Here is a 14,844-nt window from a genome sequence, read left to right as displayed (position 1 = left end):
CCCTCGCGCAAAACGCGCAAAACTGTTCGCGATGTCCTCGCACACCTGTTCGCGATGTCCCCAGTTCAAACAAAGGGGAGAAGGAAAGGGCTCTCGCAGAAGCGAAGCCGCTTAACTTTCCCCTTGCGGCGGCGCGCCATGGCGGGCAGAGGGAGACTGTTTTTCGAACCGGTGCCCATGAGACTGCTCGCCATAGACTGTGCCGCCAATCTCTGCGCCGCCTGCGTCTATGACGCGGCGGCCGGCAAGGAGCTCGGCCGCTCGGTACTCGATCTCGGCAAGGGCCATGCCGAACACCTGATGGCCGTCATCGACCAGGCGCTGAAGGCGGCCGGGACTTCCTATACCGGTCTTGGCGCCGTCGCGGTCTCCGTCGGCCCCGGCTCCTTCACCGGCTTGCGCGTCGGCGTGTCGGCTGCGCGTGGGTTGGCGCTGGCGCTGAAAATCCCGGCGGTCGGCGTGACGACGCTGGAAGCGTTGGCGGCTGAAGCAAGCGCGGCATTTCCCGGCCGCCCGGTCCTGGCCGCGCTCGACGCCGGCCGCGAGGAGATCCATGCCGCGTTTTACGATGCGGAAGCGATTTTGCGCTATGGTCCGGCGGTGACCACACTAGCGCAATCCGCGGGAATGGCGGCGGACAATCGTCCGGTGCTTGCCGGCACGGCGGCTGAGCAGATCGCCGCGGCGGTCGGAAGCATCTTCGATATCGGCCCGACATCGGCCACTGCCGACATTGCGATCTACGCCCGGCTGGCAGTTGCCAAGCCTGAGGGGGAAAGGCCGAAACCGCTTTATCTGCGCGGCGCCGACGCCAAGCCGCAGGCGGGGTTCATTTTATCGCGGCAGGACAAATAATGCGCATTCCCTTCCTCCAGCCGCGCCGCAGGGACTATGCGCTCGAACCGCTGACAATCGCCGACAGCCCGGCGGTCTCGGTGCTGCATAGCGAGGATTTCGTCCGGCCGTGGACCGATGGTGAGTTCGCCGCGCTGCTCGAGCAGGACACCGTGTTCGGCTATGCCGCGCGTGAGATCGGCCATGGCGCCAAGCCGCCGGTCGGCTTCGTGCTGGCCAGGCTTGCTGCCGGCGAAGGCGAGATCCTGACCGTGGCGGTGGCGCGTTCGCATCGCCGCCAGGGCCTCGGCTGGCAGTTGATGGACGCGGTGCTGCGCGAACTGCACGCGCAGCGCGCCGAGGCGCTGTTCCTCGAGGTCGACGAGACCAATGTTGCGGCGATCGCCCTCTACCGGCGGCTCGGCTTCCGCCAGGTCGGCCACCGCGCCAACTATTACCGCTCGACGGAACATGGCCCGACCGGCGCGCTTGTCATGCGCCGCGATCTTCGCTAGCCAAAGTTTTGGGGCAGGGCCAAGCCGCATGATCGGAAAAATCAGGATCTTCCTGGCGCTGAGCCTCGTTGTCGTCGGCTCGCTGGCGCTTGTGCCGCTGCAACTCCTGTCAATGAAGACCGGAATCTGGCGCGAGACGGTCATTCTGAAGGTCTGGCACAGGCTCATTGTCCGCACACTCGGCTTGCGCATCCACGTCAAAGGCAAATTGTCCAGCCAGCGCCCGCTGCTGGTCGCCTCGAACCACATCTCCTGGGCCGACATCATGGTGCTCGGCTCTTTTGCCGATGTGACGTTCATCGCCAGGGCGGACATGGAAGGCTGGCCGCTGATCGGCTGGCTGTCGAAGCTGCAGCGCACAGTCTTCATCGAGCGTGAGCGCAAGCGCACGGCAGGCGACCAGGCCAGCGAAATTGCCAGCCGCATGGCCAAGGGCGATGCCATGGTGCTGTTTGCCGAAGGTTCGACCGGCGACGGCAACACAATCCTGCCGTTCAAGAGCACCTTGTTCGGTGCCGCCTCAATGGCCATTTCGGAAGGTGCGGCCGAACAGGTCTTCATCCAGCCGCTGGCGATCGCTTATACACGGGTGCACGGCGTGCCGCTCGGCCGCCGTCACAGGTCGATCGCTGCCTGGATCGGCGATCAGGATCTGATGCCGCATCTCAAGGTGCTGATGGCCGAAGGCGCGCTCGACGTCGAGGTGCATTTCGGCGAGCCAATCGTCTTTTCCAAGGGCTCGAACCGCAAGGAAACGTCCAGGCTGATGGAAAGCCGGGTGCGCGCGATGATGCAGGCGGCACTCGCCGACCCCCTCCCGAGCCGCTAGCGCAGGCAGTGCGCCTATAGGCGCATCCCGAGAATCGTCTGTTTTTTGTCACGGAAAGGCGGTAGAAGCCGCCGGATGGATTTGAACACGATAGAGCGGAACGACGCCGATAGTGCCGCACAAAGCGCTGCTGTGGCGTCCGCCCCGGCCAAAAAGGTCTTCGTCAAGACCTATGGCTGCCAGATGAATGTCTATGATTCACAGCGGATGACCGATGCGCTGGCCGCCGACGGCTATACCGCGACCGATACCATCGCCGAGGCCGACCTGGTGTTGCTCAACACCTGCCACATCAGGGAGAAGGCGGCGGAAAAGGTCTATTCCGAGCTTGGCCGCATCCGCGACATGAAGGCCGAACGCGCGGCAGCCGGGCGCGAAATGCTGATCGGCGTCGCCGGCTGCGTGGCGCAGGCCGAGGGCGCGGAAATCATCCGCCGTTCGCCCGCCGTCGACCTTGTCATCGGCCCTCAGACCTATCACCGGCTGCCGGACGTGCTGGCGCGGGTGCGCGGCGGCGAGAAGATCGTCGAGACCGAATACGCCATCGAGGACAAGTTCGAGCACCTGCCGCAGCCGAAGCGCGCCGAGGTCATCAAGCGCGGCGTCACCGCCTTCCTCACCGTGCAGGAAGGCTGCGACAAGTTCTGCACCTTCTGCGTCGTGCCCTACACCAGGGGCTCGGAAGTGTCGCGGCCGGTGGCGCAAATCGTCGCCGAAGCCGAGCGGCTGGCCGAAGCCGGCGTACGCGAGGTGACGCTGCTTGGCCAGAACGTCAATGCCTGGCATGGCAAGGGCGAAGACGGCACGGAATGGGGGCTTGGCCGCCTGCTGTTCCGGTTGGCCGAGATCCCCGGCCTGGCGCGGCTGCGCTACACCACCAGCCATCCGCGCGATATGGACGACGAACTGATCGCTGCCCATCGCGACCTGCCGGCTTTGATGCCGTATCTGCATTTGCCGGTGCAATCCGGGTCCGACCGCATCCTCAAGGCGATGAACCGCAGGCATACAGCCAGGGACTATCTGGCGCTGCTCGAGTGCATTCGCGCTGCCCGCGGCGACATCGCTCTGTCCGGCGACTTCATCGTCGGCTTTCCCGGCGAGACCGAGGCCGACTTCGAGGCGACGATGGAACTGGTGCGCCAAGTCAACTACGCCTCGGCCTTTTCGTTCAAATATTCGCCGCGTCCCGGCACGCCGGGCGCCGATATGCCCGATCATGTGCCGGAGGCGGTCAAGGATGAGCGCTTGCAACGGCTGCAGGCCCTCTTGCTGAAACAGCAGCAGGATTTCGGCCTGAGCCTGGTCGGCAGCACCATCGATACGCTGATTGAAAAGCCGGGCCGTCAGGTCGGTCAGAAGGTCGGCCGCTCGCCCTGGCTGCAGCCGGTTATTGTTGATGAAAAGGCCGGCGAAATCGGTGACATTATCCGGGTGCGAATCACGAAGACGGGCTACAATAGCCTGTTCGCCGAGTTGGCCTGATACATGTCGCCCAAAAGTGGTCCTGTTTTGGGGCAACGACATGCATAGCCATAACCCTCGGCAGATGAGGAGAGACGGTTGAGCGCTGCTGAAGTGAAGACCCTGCCCCAGAACCAGACATCCGGGGCCTCTGACATGGCGCACATCGTTCTGACTTTCGACAACAACAAGCTTGCCAGCGCCCTGTACGGCCAGTTTGACGAGAACCTGGCCCGGCTCGAGCAGAAGCTCGGCGTCGATATCCGCTCGCGCGGCAACCAGCTGACCATCAAGGGCTCGGCCTCCGCGGCCGAGCAGGCGCGCCGCGCTCTCGACAATCTCTACGGCATTCTCCAGAAAGGCACCGATATCGGCCAGTCCGACGTCGACGGCGCCGTGCGCATGGCCATTGCCGCCGACGACCAGCTGACGCTGCCGACGCTGGAGCGCAAGGGCAAGGTCTCCGCCGCCCAGATCTCCACGCGCAAGAAGACCATCTATGCCCGTTCGCTCAACCAGGACGCCTATATGCGGGCGCTGGAGCGCTCGGAACTGGTGTTCGGCATCGGCCCGGCCGGCACCGGCAAGACCTATCTTGCGGTGGCGCATGCAGCGATGCTGCTCGAACGCGGCATGGTCGAGCGCATCATCCTGTCGCGCCCGGCGGTCGAGGCCGGCGAGCGGCTGGGCTTCCTGCCCGGCGACATGAAGGAGAAGGTCGATCCGTATCTGCGGCCGCTCTACGACGCGCTCTATGACATGATGCCGGCCGACAAGGTCGAACGCGCCATTGCCGCCGAGGTGATCGAAATCGCGCCGCTCGCCTTCATGCGTGGACGCACGCTGGCGCATGCCGCAGTCATCCTCGACGAGGCGCAGAACACCACGCCGATGCAGATGAAGATGTTTTTGACCCGTCTTGGCGAGAATTCGCGCATGATCGTCACCGGCGATCCGACGCAGATCGATCTGCCCCCAAGCACCAAATCCGGCCTGGTCGAAGCGTTGCGTGTCCTCGACGGTGTGGCCGGCGCGGTAACCGTGCGCTTCAACGATGTCGACGTCGTGCGCCATCCGCTGGTGGCGGAAATCGTCAGGGCCTATGACCGCGACGCCAAGCTGGCGCGTGGCCTCGGCGCCGAGAATTGATCATGACGATGCGGGCTCATGCCTGAAGACATGAAAACTGGCGGCGGGGAAAGTTCGATCCCCGTCGAGATCGACCTGTCGGTCGATGCTGGCGATTGGCCCGACGAGGCGGCGCTGACCCTTCTGGTCGGCCGCGCGGTGTCGGCTGCCTTTGCCGAAACCGCTGCTGCCGGCCATTCGGAGCTAAGCATCGTCTTTTCCGACGATGCCCATATCCGCACCCTCAACGCTGGCTGGCGCGGCAAGGACAAGGCGACCAACGTCTTGTCTTTCCCGGCTTTTCCGTTCCCCAAGGGCGGCAAGCTGCCGCCGATGCTGGGCGATATCGTGCTCGCTGCCGAGACGGTCGCGCGCGAAGCGGCCCTGGAAGAGAAGCCCTTCGAGAACCATATCACCCATCTCGTCATCCACGGCCTTCTACATTTGCTGGGCTACGATCACGAGACCGATGCAGAGGCCGAGGAGATGGAAGCCATCGAGCGCGCGGCGCTTGCAAGGCTTGCCATTCCCGATCCCTACACGTAATGACAAAAGACCAATTGACCGGACGACGATGAACGACAAACCAGAAACTGCCGCCCGCCCCGAGGCTGGCAGTGCGACCAAGCCTTCCGATACGACGGAAGAGGGATCGAGTCCGAGTACCATCACCGGCAGCCCCGCTTCTGGTAGCATCGCCAGCGAGCCATCGCCTGCCGGTCCGTCCCTGTTCGACCGCGTTTTGGGCCTGTTCCGGCAGCGCAACGGCACCAGCCTGCGCGAGGAAATTGCCGGCGCGCTTGCCGAAACGACAAGCGATGTCGAATCGTTTTCGCCCGGCGAACGCGCCATGCTCAACAACATATTGCGCCTGCGCGAAGTGCGCGTCGAGGACGTTATGGTGCCGCGCGCCGACATCGAGGCGGTCGAGATCACCACGACTTTGGGCGATCTGCTCGGCCTGTTCGAGCAATCCGGCCATTCGCGCATGCCGGTCTATTCCGAGACTCTCGACGACCCGCGCGGCATGGTCCACATCCGTGACGTGCTGGCGCACATCACCAAGGTCGCCCGCGTCAAGAAGGGCAGGACATCGAGGAAGACGCCGGCAACGACGCTTCTCGACCTCGCCCAGGTCGATCTCCGACGCACCATCGGCGACCTCAATCTGATCCGAGCGGTACTGTTCGTGCCGCCCTCCATGCTTGCCTCCGACTTGATGGGTCGCATGCAGACAACGCGCACCCAGATGGCGCTGGTCATCGACGAATATGGCGGCACGGATGGCCTGGCCTCGCTGGAAGACATCGTCGAAATGGTCGTCGGCGACATCGAAGATGAACATGACGAAGACGAGCCGCTGATCACCCAGACCGGCGAGGGCGTCTTCGTCGTCGACGGCAAGGCTGAGATCGACGAGGTCGCCAAGATGATCGGCGAGGACTTTACCGCCGGCGAACATGGCGAATATGTCGACACCATTGGCGGCATGATCTTCAACACGCTGGGCCGCGTGCCGGCGCGTGGCGAAGTGGTCCAGGCGATACCCGGCTTCGAGTTCCACGTGCTCGATGCCGATCCGCGCCGCGTCAAGCGCGTGCGCATCGTCCAGAATCAGAAAGGCGAGCGCCGCCGCCGCGCCACCGCTCGCTCCGAGCAGGCCTGATTCGCGCCGCATGACGGTCGAGGACCCGTTCAAGCACACCACGTTCGGTTCCGGGGTTTTCTATAGGGATCCAAGGGCTGCACTGATCTGGCTTGAAGCCGCTTTCGGTTTCGAACCGAGCATGGTGGTCAGCGACGCCGACGGACGGCTGGTCCATGCCGAAATGCGTTTCGGCGACGGCTACATCATCGTCGATTCCGAATGGGCCGATCACGTCGCCAGCCCGGCAAGTGGCGGCGGCAAGAACACCCAGTCGGTCTGTGTGCGCCTGAAAGACGGCCTGGACGCGCATTGCGAACGGGCGAGAGCGGCCGGAGCCGAGATTGTCGAGCAGCCTGCCGACCAGTTCTACGGCGAGAGGCAATACCGGGCGCGCGATCCCGAAGGTCATGTCTGGACCTTCACCCAGACCTTGCGCGCCGTTCCGCGCGAGGAGGCCGAGCAGCTGAGCGGCTTGAGCATAGAAGGCTGGCACCGGTAACATCAGATTGCGCTTGTCGATGTTTGGAGCACGGCGCGCGGCCTGATAAATCTTGGCTCCTGATTCGCACGACTTGGGAAGTCTGCATGGAGCGCCTGGCCGGCCGGATAATTCTGCTTTGGGGCTGGCGGCGTGCGCCGGTGGCGTTTCTCGCCGGCGCGCTGGCGGTGCTCGCCCAGGCGCCATACGATTTCTTCGCCGTCTGTTTCGTCTCGTTTCCGCTGCTGGTCTGGCTGCTCGACGGCGCCACCGGCGAGGCTTCCGACAGCTGGCTCAGGCGCCTGCGGCCAGCCTTTGCCATCGGCTGGTGGTTCGGTTTCGGTTATTTCCTCGCCGGTCTGTGGTGGATCGGCGAGGCGCTTCTGGTCGAGGCCGACAGTTTCGCCTGGGCCTTGCCCTTCGCGGTCGTCGGCATTCCTTTGGCGCTGGCGTTTTTCTACGGCTTCGCCACCGTCGTCGCGCGGCTGTTATGGACCAACGACATTGGCCGCATCGCCGCCCTTGCCTTTGCTTTCGGCCTGACGGAATGGCTGCGCGGCTTCCTGTTCACCGGCTTTCCCTGGAATGCCGTTGGCTATGCGGCGATGCCCGTGCCGTTATTGATGCAAAGCGTGTCGGTGACCGGCATGATCGGCATGAACGCGCTGGCAGTCTTTGTCTTTGCAATGCCGGCTCTGCTCGCCGCGCGCAGGCACCTGCGCCTCGGACTGGTATTGCTTGCCGCTCTCGTCGCCGCCCATGCCGGCTTCGGCTATTTCAGACTGGCGGCCCCCGACAAGCCGGCAACGCACAATCTCGATGTCCGCATTGTGCAGCCGGATGTCGATCTCAGCGAGAAGTGGGACGCTTCGGTGCGCGACCGCATCTTCGCCACCATGATGGGCCTGTCGGCCGCAGCGCCGGATCCCGGTCATAACAAGCCGCAGCTGATCCTGTGGCCGGAGACGTCGGTGCCCTTCCTGTTCACCGAACACCCCGATGCGCTGACGGCGCTCGGCGACATGCTGCAGCCCGGGCAGATGCTGATCGCCGGCGTCGTGCGCGAGGAGGGCGGATCGGGGGCCGAGACCGGCAGCCGCTACTACAATTCCGTGGTGGCGATCGACGACAAGGGCGAGATTGCCGACGCCGTCGACAAGGTCCATCTGGTGCCCTTCGGCGAGTATCTGCCGTTCTCCGGTCTGCTCGGCCGCTTCGACATCGAACAATTGGTTGCCGGGCCGATGAACTTTGCTGCCGGCAATGAGCGCCACCCGATCGTCTTGCCCGGCGGCATAAGCGCCTTGCCGTTTATTTGCTATGAGGTGATCTTTCCGGATCTGGTGGCAGTTGACGCTACGTCATCCCAGCTTATTGTGAATGTCACAAACGACGCCTGGTTCGGCGACACGCCCGGGCCGTATCAGCATTTCAGGCAGGCGCAGGTTCGTGCGGTGGAAAATGGATTGCCCCTGTTGCGCGCCGCCAACAACGGCATTTCGGCCGTTGTCGATACGCGCGGACGCATCGTCGACGCCTTGGCGGTCGATGCGCGCGGCGCGATCGACGTGCGAGTGCCCATCTCCGGCCAGGCCTTCATCTCCGCCGCTCAACGGCGCATTAACGGAATGCTGATCATGTTCCTGTTTGCCGTGATCGCCCTCGGCTTGAACGTAAGGCAACGGCTACGGGTGAATTGACAGTCGACACATTAGAAACTCATACTGTTCCCGCCTAATTTTCTCGAAGTCGGTTGGTGTTTCTGTTGGGGCAGTTGGCTCCGGCTTCGTTTGGGCAAGAAAAATAGAAAAGGCCGGAAAAATTCGGCGAGGAAAAAATGACAGAAGAAAACAAGAAAAAACCGAATCCGATCGACATCCATGTCGGAAGTCGCGTCCGGCTTCGGCGCAATATGCTTGGAATGAGCCAGGAAAAGCTGGGTGAAAATCTCGGTATTACGTTTCAGCAGATCCAAAAATATGAAAAGGGAACGAATCGCGTCGGCGCCAGCCGTCTACAGGCAATAGCCTCAATACTCAGCGTGCCTGTCGCCTTCTTTTTCGAGGATGCGCCAGGGCAGGAGCCGGTGGGTAACAGAGGATTTGCCGAGGACGCTTCGATGGCTTTCGCCGTCGAATTCTGCGGCAGTCCGGAAGGACTTCAGCTCAATCGCGCCTTCGTCAAGATAGCGGATGTGAAGGTGCGCCGCCGGATCATTGATCTGGTGAAATCCCTTTCTGCCGAAGATGCCGAGTGATCCGGTGCGTCGATTGACCCATTGGCCGGAGTAGCCCAAGGGCTCGACTGCCGGCGGCGCCAAGCCGCCGGTGGTACAAGATATATTGCTGCGACATTCATGCCAGAACCGCGGCACCGCTTGACGAGCGGCGCCCGGCACCGTTAACACGTGGCGCGCCAAAATCGGCAGCCCTGCCGATCGTTTTTTCAAGAGGGGACACCCGTGACGCGGCAGAACTACTTCTTCACCTCGGAATCCGTTGCCGAGGGTCATCCCGACAAGGTTTGTGACCGCATCTCCGACGAGATCGTCGATCTGGTCTATCGCGAGGCCAAGAAGACCGGCATGGACCCCTGGAAAGTCCGCGTCGCCTGCGAGACGCTCGCAACCACCAACCGCGTTGTTATAGCTGGTGAGGTCCGTGTCCCCGAGACACTGTTGAAGAAGGACAAGGCTGGCAAGATCCTGATGGATGCCGCCGGCCACCCTGTCGTCAACCCGGCCAAGTTCAAGTCGGTCGCCCGCAAGGCGATTCGTGAGATCGGCTACGAGCAGGCCGGCTTCCACTGGAAGACGGCAAAGATCGAGGTTCTCCTGCACGGCCAGTCGCCCGACATCGGCCAGGGCGTCGATAACGCCGCCGACCGCCAGGGCGAAGAAGGTGCCGGCGACCAGGGCATCATGTTCGGCTATGCCTGCCGCGAGACGCCGGACCTGATGCCGGCGCCGATCTATTACAGCCACAAGATCCTCGAATTGCTCGCAGCCGCCCGTCACAAAAACAACGGCGAGGCCGGCAAGCTCGGTCCCGACGCCAAGAGCCAGGTCACCGTTCGCTACATCGACGGCAAGGCGGCGGAAGCGACGCAGATCGTGCTATCGACCCAGCATCTCGATTCGAGCTGGGATTCCAAGAAGGTCCGCAAGGTCGTCGAACCTTATATCCGCGAGGCGCTCGGCGACCTCAAGATCGCTGACGATTGCATGTGGTACATCAACCCGACCGGCAAGTTCGTCATCGGCGGCCCGGACGGCGACGCCGGCCTGACCGGCCGCAAGATCATCGTCGACACCTATGGCGGCGCGGCCCCGCATGGCGGCGGCGCCTTCTCCGGCAAGGACACCACCAAGGTCGACCGCTCCGCCGCCTATGCGGCGCGCTATCTCGCCAAGAATGTCGTGGCGGCCAAGCTCGCCGATCGCTGCACCATCCAGCTTTCCTACGCCATCGGCGTTGCCCAGCCGCTGTCGGTCTATGTCGACCTGCACGGCACCGGCAAGGTCGACGAAGCCAAGCTCGAGGAGGCGCTGCGCACGGTGATGGATCTGTCGCCGTCTGGCATCCGCCGTCACCTCGACCTCAACAAGCCGATCTACGCCAAGACGTCGTCCTACGGCCATTTCGGCCGCAAGGCCGGTCGCGACGGGTCTTTCTCCTGGGAGAAGACCGATCTGGCCAAGGCACTCAAGGACGCGGTCGCCGCCTGAGGGCGGCGCGCGACCCGGCCATGGATCCAAAGGAAAGGCGGAGCCGGGCGACCGAAGGGTTCTTCGGCCGCCGGCATGGCAAGACCATTCGCCCGCTGCAGGCGGCGGCGCTGGAAAGCGGTCTTGGCGCCTATGGCCTCGACCTCTCCACCGATGCGCCGGCGGATTTGCGCACGCTGTTCGCAGCGGACGTTTCAGCGGTTCGGCTGGAAATCGGCTTCGGCGGCGGCGAGCATCTGCTGCATCGGGCCATGGAGGCCCCGGCGACCGGCTTCATCGGCGTCGAGCCGTTCGTCAATGGTATGGCCAAGCTGATGATGGCGGTGCGGGAAAAGCCGCTCGCCAATCTTCGCGTCCACAATGATGACGCCACGCGCCTGCTCGATTGGTTGCCGCAGGCCTCGCTCGACGGCATCGACCTGCTCTATCCCGATCCCTGGCCGAAGAAAAAGCACTGGAAGCGGCGCTTTGTCAGCCTGCTCAATCTCGATCGGTTCGCGCGTGTTCTGAGGCCCGGCGGAAAATTCCACTTCGCGTCCGACATCGACACCTATGTTAATTGGACCTTGTTGCACTGCCGGGCGCATGGCGCGCTCCTGTGGCAGGCTGAGGACGCGGCCGACTGGCATCGGCCCTATGAAGGCTGGCCTGGCACACGCTACGAGGCAAAAGCCATTCGCGAGGGCCGGCGGCCGGCCTATCTCACCTTCGTCAGGAAATAGTCCGATGCGGGACCAACGGTCCCGGCATCGTGGTCCGCTTCAGATTTAGAAACGGCCGATCTTGTCGAAAGCGGTCGGGTCCATGCCGAGCCGGCGCAAATCGTTGGCGCGCGGCTTGCGGCCGACTTCAACGGCCCGCGAGGCAGCAACGGCGCTGCCGAAGAGGGCAAAAGCGTCGCCTATGGCGGAAAACACAGTACGGTTGTTCATTGTCTTGACCTTTCGCGCGCCACCGCGCGCCATCTCGGTTTGTGCAGTGCAACATAGATAGGAACGCGGCGTCTGAAATCACAGGGCCGTTACCGCATAGGCGGCATGCGCCCCGCGCAATGCGACTGTCTATAGCAATTGACGAACCGGATTGGTTCCATCACATTCAATGTGAACCAGATTGGTTTCAATATTAACCAGAATGGAGGCGCCGATGGCTGCTTTTACGGTACGGCTCTCTGATGAGACGGCAGCCAAGCTTGACCCACTTGGCGGGTAAAGTTGACCGCTCCCGCTCCTACGTCGCGGCTCAGGCGATCGAAGACTACGTTGCCAGGGAAGAATGGCAACTTGCAGAAATCGAGGCTGGGTTGGGCGAGGCCGACCGCGGTGAATTTGCAAGCGAACAAGAGTTGGCCGAAGTCGTGGCGAAGTATGTCAAGCCGTCTCTCGGCCGATGAGCAAGGTCCGCTGGACGATTCGCGCATTGCGGCGTCTCCACCAGATTGGTGCGTTTGTCGAAAAGGATAGCCCTAACGCCGCTTCACGGGTAGTCGCGCGCATCGTCTCTGCGGCGGACAGCCTACCAGCGATGGGGCGTGTTGGGCGAATAAGGGGCACGCGAGAGCTGGTGCTGGCCGATATTCCGTACCTCATTCCGTATCGGGTGGTGGGCCGCGAGATCGAGATCATCACGGTCATGCATGCGGCCCAGAAATGGCCGCGGCAGCTGTAAGCATTGGCCGTTACGACAGGCGCTGGCATCGAGACTTGAAACACCGGCCGGGATCGTCTATATCAGCCTCAAATTCTTGGTCGGTATGACGAAGAGTGGGTCCACCCGGTCCCGCTCTTTTTTATTACCTGCCGGTCAGCCATCAGAGCATGATCCCGAAAAGTGGGAACCGGTTTTCGGAAAAGATCATGCTCAGCAAAGAGATAGATCAGGATGACCGAACCTCATCTGATCTGGAGCACGACAGGAACCGCATGACTGCAACGGCAAGCGAAGCCGACGACCGCATCATCCGCGAAAGCGGCATCGATGCGCGCATCGCGCTGATCGTTCAGCCGGTGTTGCGCGGCATCGGTTTCCGCCTCGTGCGGGTGCATCTGTCGGGCCAGAACGGGCTGACGCTGCAGATCATGGCCGAACGCGAGGACGGCACCATGACCGTCGAGGATTGCGAAGAGGTCAGCCGCGCCGTGTCGCCGGCGCTCGACGTCGACGATCCGATCGAAAAGGCCTATCATCTCGAAGTGTCGTCGCCCGGCATCGACCGGCCGCTGGTGCGCAAGTCGGATTTCGTCACCTGGACCGGCCATCTGGTGAAGATGGAAACCTCAGTGCTGGTAGCCGACCGCAAGCGCTTCAAGGGCAAGATTGCCGAAGCCGCCGAAGACGATGTGCTGATCGAGCGCGACAAGGCCGCTTATGGCGAAGAGCCGACGGTGCGCGTTCCCTATGACGCGATCGCCGATGTGCGGCTGATCCTCACCGACGACCTCATCCGCGACGCCCTGTCGAAGGATAACAGGGAACGCAAGGAAGCCAAGAAACGCCGCGGCGAGCCGGAAGACGATGTTTCCGAAGACGCCACGGAAGAACACGAACAGGAATAACGATTGAGCTGCCGGCCAAAGCTCCGGCACCCAGTTCGGGAGATAAAGACATGGTTGTAAGCGCCAACAGACTTGAACTGCTGCAGATCGCCGATGCGGTCGCGCGTGAAAAGTCGATCGACAAGTCGATCGTCATCGCCGCAATGGCCGATGCGATCCAGAAGGCTGCGCGCTCGCGCTACGGCCAGGAAACCAACATCCGCGCCGACATCAACGCCACCACCGGCGAGATGAAGCTGCAGCGGCTGATGGAAGTGGTCGAGAAGGTCGATGACTACGCCACCCAGATCGCCATCTCCTCGGCGCGCGAGCGCAATCCCGACGCCCAGCTCGGCGACTTCATCGCCGAACAGCTGCCGCCGATGGATTTCGGCCGCATCGCCGCCCAGTCAGCCAAGCAGGTCATCGTGCAGAAGGTGCGCGAGGCCGAACGTGACCGCCAGTATGACGAATACAAGGACCGCATCGGCGAGATCGTCAACGGCACCGTCAAGCGCGTCGAATATGGCAACGTCATCGTCGATCTCGGCCGTGGCGAGGCGATTATCCGCCGCGACGAGCTGATCCCGCGCGAAAACTACAAGTATGGCGACCGCGTCCGCGCCTATGTCTACGACGTGCGCCGCGAACAGCGCGGCCCGCAAATCTTCCTGTCGCGTACCCATCCGCAGTTCATGGCCAAGCTCTTCACCATGGAAGTGCCGGAAATCTACGACGGCATCATCGAGATCAAGTCGGTCGCCCGCGATCCGGGCTCGCGCGCCAAGATCGCCGTCATTTCGCGTGACTCATCCATCGATCCGGTCGGCGCCTGCGTCGGTATGCGCGGCAGCCGCGTCCAGGCGGTGGTCGGCGAATTGCAGGGCGAAAAGATCGACATCATTCCGTGGTCGCCTTCGGCCGCCTCCTTCATCGTCAATGCGCTGCAGCCGGCGGAAGTCGCCAAAGTCGTGCTCGACGAAGATGCCGAGCGCATCGAGGTGGTGGTTCCCGACGACCAGCTGTCTCTGGCCATCGGCCGCCGCGGCCAGAACGTGCGTCTTGCCTCGCAGCTCACCGGCTGGGATATCGACATCCTGACCGAGGCCGAGGAATCCGAACGCCGCCAGAAGGAATTCGTCGAGCGTTCGTCGCTGTTCATGGAAGCGCTCGATGTCGACGAAATGGTCGGCCAGGTGCTGGCCTCCGAAGGCTTTACCAGCGTCGAGGAAGTTGCCTATGTCGATTCAGGCGAGATCGCCTCGATCGACGGCTTCGACGAAGACACCGCTTCGGAGATCCAGACCCGCGCCCGCGAATATCTGGAGAAGATCGAAGCCGAGCATGACGAGAAGCGCAAGGCGCTGGGCGTCACCGACGAGCTGCGCGAAATCCCCGGCGTTACCACCGCCATGATGGTGACGCTCGGCGAGGATGGCGTGAAGACGATCGAGGATTTCGCCGGCTATGCCGCCGACGACCTCACCGGCTGGAAGGAACGCAAGGACGGCGAGACCAAGGTCTATCCGGGCGTGCTCGCCAATCACGGCGTGTCGCGCACTGATGCCGAGCAGATGGTTCTGGCAGCCCGCCTCAAGGCCGGCTGGATCACCGAAGACGAGCTTGCAGCCGAACAGGTCCCGGCTGACGAAGCTGTTGGTGCGTGAGGTGAAACCGCATCGCACAC

At 62.9% G+C, this 14,844-nt stretch carries 16 protein-coding genes and 1 pseudogene; 16 read left to right on the top strand and 1 reads right to left on the bottom strand.

The annotated features are described in order from the left end of the window. Window positions 1-177: 177 nt before the first annotated feature. From tsaB to FJV77_RS19630, 12 genes are all read left to right on the top strand, one after another. Window positions 178-855 carry a tRNA (adenosine(37)-N6)-threonylcarbamoyltransferase complex dimerization subunit type 1 TsaB gene (gene tsaB / locus FJV77_RS19685; RefSeq protein ID WP_142868421.1) on the top strand — a complete coding sequence of 226 codons (678 nt, stop codon included), beginning with the start codon at window positions 178-180 and terminating at the stop codon, window positions 853-855. Further along, window positions 855-1,349, top strand: a complete 495-nt coding sequence (gene rimI, locus FJV77_RS19680) for a ribosomal protein S18-alanine N-acetyltransferase (protein WP_142868420.1) — start codon at window positions 855-857, stop codon at window positions 1,347-1,349. Before tsaB ends, rimI begins: the two co-directional genes overlap by 1 nt. 28 nt (window positions 1,350-1,377) lie before the next feature. After that, window positions 1,378-2,178: a 1-acyl-sn-glycerol-3-phosphate acyltransferase gene (locus tag FJV77_RS19675; protein ID WP_142868419.1), complete on the top strand. Its 801-nt coding sequence runs from the start codon at window positions 1,378-1,380 to the stop codon at window positions 2,176-2,178. A gap of 75 nt (window positions 2,179-2,253) precedes the next feature. Next, window positions 2,254-3,663: a tRNA (N6-isopentenyl adenosine(37)-C2)-methylthiotransferase MiaB gene (gene miaB, locus FJV77_RS19670; protein ID WP_142868418.1), complete on the top strand. Its 1,410-nt coding sequence runs from the start codon at window positions 2,254-2,256 to the stop codon at window positions 3,661-3,663. Between the two features lie 135 nt (window positions 3,664-3,798). Beyond that, window positions 3,799-4,791 (top strand): PhoH family protein, encoded by a 993-nt coding sequence (locus FJV77_RS19665; RefSeq protein WP_235984004.1) that lies wholly within the window; start codon window positions 3,799-3,801, stop codon window positions 4,789-4,791. An 18-nt stretch (window positions 4,792-4,809) separates the two neighbouring features. Continuing rightward, a complete protein-coding gene (gene ybeY, locus FJV77_RS19660; RefSeq protein ID WP_142868417.1) occupies window positions 4,810-5,316 on the top strand; it encodes an rRNA maturation RNase YbeY in 507 nt (168 codons plus the stop codon). 28 nt (window positions 5,317-5,344) lie between these two features. Then, the gene (locus FJV77_RS19655) at window positions 5,345-6,436 is read left to right on the top strand and encodes a hemolysin family protein (protein WP_142868416.1); all 1,092 of its coding nucleotides are present in this window, start codon (window positions 5,345-5,347) and stop codon (window positions 6,434-6,436) included. A gap of 10 nt (window positions 6,437-6,446) precedes the next feature. Further along, window positions 6,447-6,917: a VOC family protein gene (locus tag FJV77_RS19650; RefSeq protein ID WP_142868415.1), complete on the top strand. Its 471-nt coding sequence runs from the start codon at window positions 6,447-6,449 to the stop codon at window positions 6,915-6,917. An 86-nt stretch (window positions 6,918-7,003) separates the two neighbouring features. Next, entirely contained in the window at window positions 7,004-8,596 is a 1,593-nt protein-coding gene (gene lnt / locus FJV77_RS19645; protein ID WP_142868414.1) for an apolipoprotein N-acyltransferase, read from the top strand. A 137-nt stretch (window positions 8,597-8,733) separates the two neighbouring features. Then, window positions 8,734-9,153, top strand: coding sequence for a helix-turn-helix domain-containing protein (locus FJV77_RS19640; protein ID WP_112566421.1), 420 nt, complete (start codon window positions 8,734-8,736; stop codon window positions 9,151-9,153). 204 nt (window positions 9,154-9,357) lie between these two features. Next, on the top strand, window positions 9,358-10,623 hold the full coding sequence (gene metK, locus FJV77_RS19635) for a methionine adenosyltransferase (RefSeq protein WP_142868413.1): 1,266 nt from the start codon (window positions 9,358-9,360) through the stop codon (window positions 10,621-10,623). Between the two features lie 20 nt (window positions 10,624-10,643). Further along, window positions 10,644-11,345 (top strand): tRNA (guanosine(46)-N(7))-methyltransferase TrmB, encoded by a 702-nt coding sequence (locus FJV77_RS19630; protein ID WP_142868412.1) that lies wholly within the window; start codon window positions 10,644-10,646, stop codon window positions 11,343-11,345. A gap of 45 nt (window positions 11,346-11,390) precedes the next feature. On the opposite strand, the gene FJV77_RS32445 is transcribed toward FJV77_RS19630, so the two are convergent. Next, window positions 11,391-11,555 (bottom strand): hypothetical protein, encoded by a 165-nt coding sequence (locus tag FJV77_RS32445; protein ID WP_185970381.1) that lies wholly within the window; start codon window positions 11,553-11,555, stop codon window positions 11,391-11,393. Between the two features lie 214 nt (window positions 11,556-11,769). Here FJV77_RS32445 and FJV77_RS19625 point away from each other — a divergent pair. The 4 genes and pseudogenes from FJV77_RS19625 to nusA all read left to right on the top strand — a co-directional run bounded on the left by FJV77_RS19625 (window position 11,770) and on the right by nusA (window position 14,824). Further along, a pseudogene (locus tag FJV77_RS19625) lies at window positions 11,770-12,016 on the top strand (CopG family ribbon-helix-helix protein). Next, window positions 12,013-12,291, top strand: coding sequence for a type II toxin-antitoxin system RelE/ParE family toxin (locus tag FJV77_RS19620; protein WP_142868411.1), 279 nt, complete (start codon window positions 12,013-12,015; stop codon window positions 12,289-12,291). The pseudogene FJV77_RS19625 and the gene FJV77_RS19620 overlap by 4 nt, the downstream one beginning before the upstream one ends. A 254-nt stretch (window positions 12,292-12,545) precedes the next feature. Continuing rightward, a complete protein-coding gene (gene rimP, locus FJV77_RS19615) occupies window positions 12,546-13,178 on the top strand; it encodes a ribosome maturation factor RimP (RefSeq protein WP_112566409.1) in 633 nt (210 codons plus the stop codon). Between the two features lie 50 nt (window positions 13,179-13,228). Then, the gene (nusA, locus tag FJV77_RS19610; protein WP_142868410.1) at window positions 13,229-14,824 is read left to right on the top strand and encodes a transcription termination factor NusA; all 1,596 of its coding nucleotides are present in this window, start codon (window positions 13,229-13,231) and stop codon (window positions 14,822-14,824) included. Window positions 14,825-14,844 lie beyond the last annotated feature (20 nt).

It is taken from the genome of Mesorhizobium sp. WSM4306, from assembly GCF_007003975.1.
Lineage (GTDB): Bacteria > Pseudomonadota > Alphaproteobacteria > Rhizobiales > Rhizobiaceae > Mesorhizobium.
Note: the sequence above shows the minus strand (reverse complement) of the source record. Positions and strands in the feature narration are given on the sequence as shown.

Coding starts and splice junctions, on each gene's coding strand:
- FJV77_RS19630 (WP_142868412.1), top strand. CDS start 10,644: ATGGATCCAAAGGAAAGGCGGAGCCGGGCGACCGAAGGGTTCTTCGGC.
- FJV77_RS19620 (WP_142868411.1), top strand. CDS start 12,013: ATGAGCAAGGTCCGCTGGACGATTCGCGCATTGCGGCGTCTCCACCAG.
- miaB (WP_142868418.1), top strand. CDS start 2,254: ATGGATTTGAACACGATAGAGCGGAACGACGCCGATAGTGCCGCACAA.
- FJV77_RS19655 (WP_142868416.1), top strand. CDS start 5,345: ATGAACGACAAACCAGAAACTGCCGCCCGCCCCGAGGCTGGCAGTGCG.
- nusA (WP_142868410.1), top strand. CDS start 13,229: ATGGTTGTAAGCGCCAACAGACTTGAACTGCTGCAGATCGCCGATGCG.
- rimI (WP_142868420.1), top strand. CDS start 855: ATGCGCATTCCCTTCCTCCAGCCGCGCCGCAGGGACTATGCGCTCGAA.
- FJV77_RS19650 (WP_142868415.1), top strand. CDS start 6,447: ATGACGGTCGAGGACCCGTTCAAGCACACCACGTTCGGTTCCGGGGTT.
- tsaB (WP_142868421.1), top strand. CDS start 178: ATGAGACTGCTCGCCATAGACTGTGCCGCCAATCTCTGCGCCGCCTGC.
- FJV77_RS32445 (WP_185970381.1), bottom strand. CDS start 11,555: ATGAACAACCGTACTGTGTTTTCCGCCATAGGCGACGCTTTTGCCCTC.
- ybeY (WP_142868417.1), top strand. CDS start 4,810: ATGCCTGAAGACATGAAAACTGGCGGCGGGGAAAGTTCGATCCCCGTC.
- FJV77_RS19675 (WP_142868419.1), top strand. CDS start 1,378: ATGATCGGAAAAATCAGGATCTTCCTGGCGCTGAGCCTCGTTGTCGTC.
- FJV77_RS19665 (WP_235984004.1), top strand. CDS start 3,799: ATGGCGCACATCGTTCTGACTTTCGACAACAACAAGCTTGCCAGCGCC.
- lnt (WP_142868414.1), top strand. CDS start 7,004: ATGGAGCGCCTGGCCGGCCGGATAATTCTGCTTTGGGGCTGGCGGCGT.
- FJV77_RS19640 (WP_112566421.1), top strand. CDS start 8,734: ATGACAGAAGAAAACAAGAAAAAACCGAATCCGATCGACATCCATGTC.
- rimP (WP_112566409.1), top strand. CDS start 12,546: ATGACTGCAACGGCAAGCGAAGCCGACGACCGCATCATCCGCGAAAGC.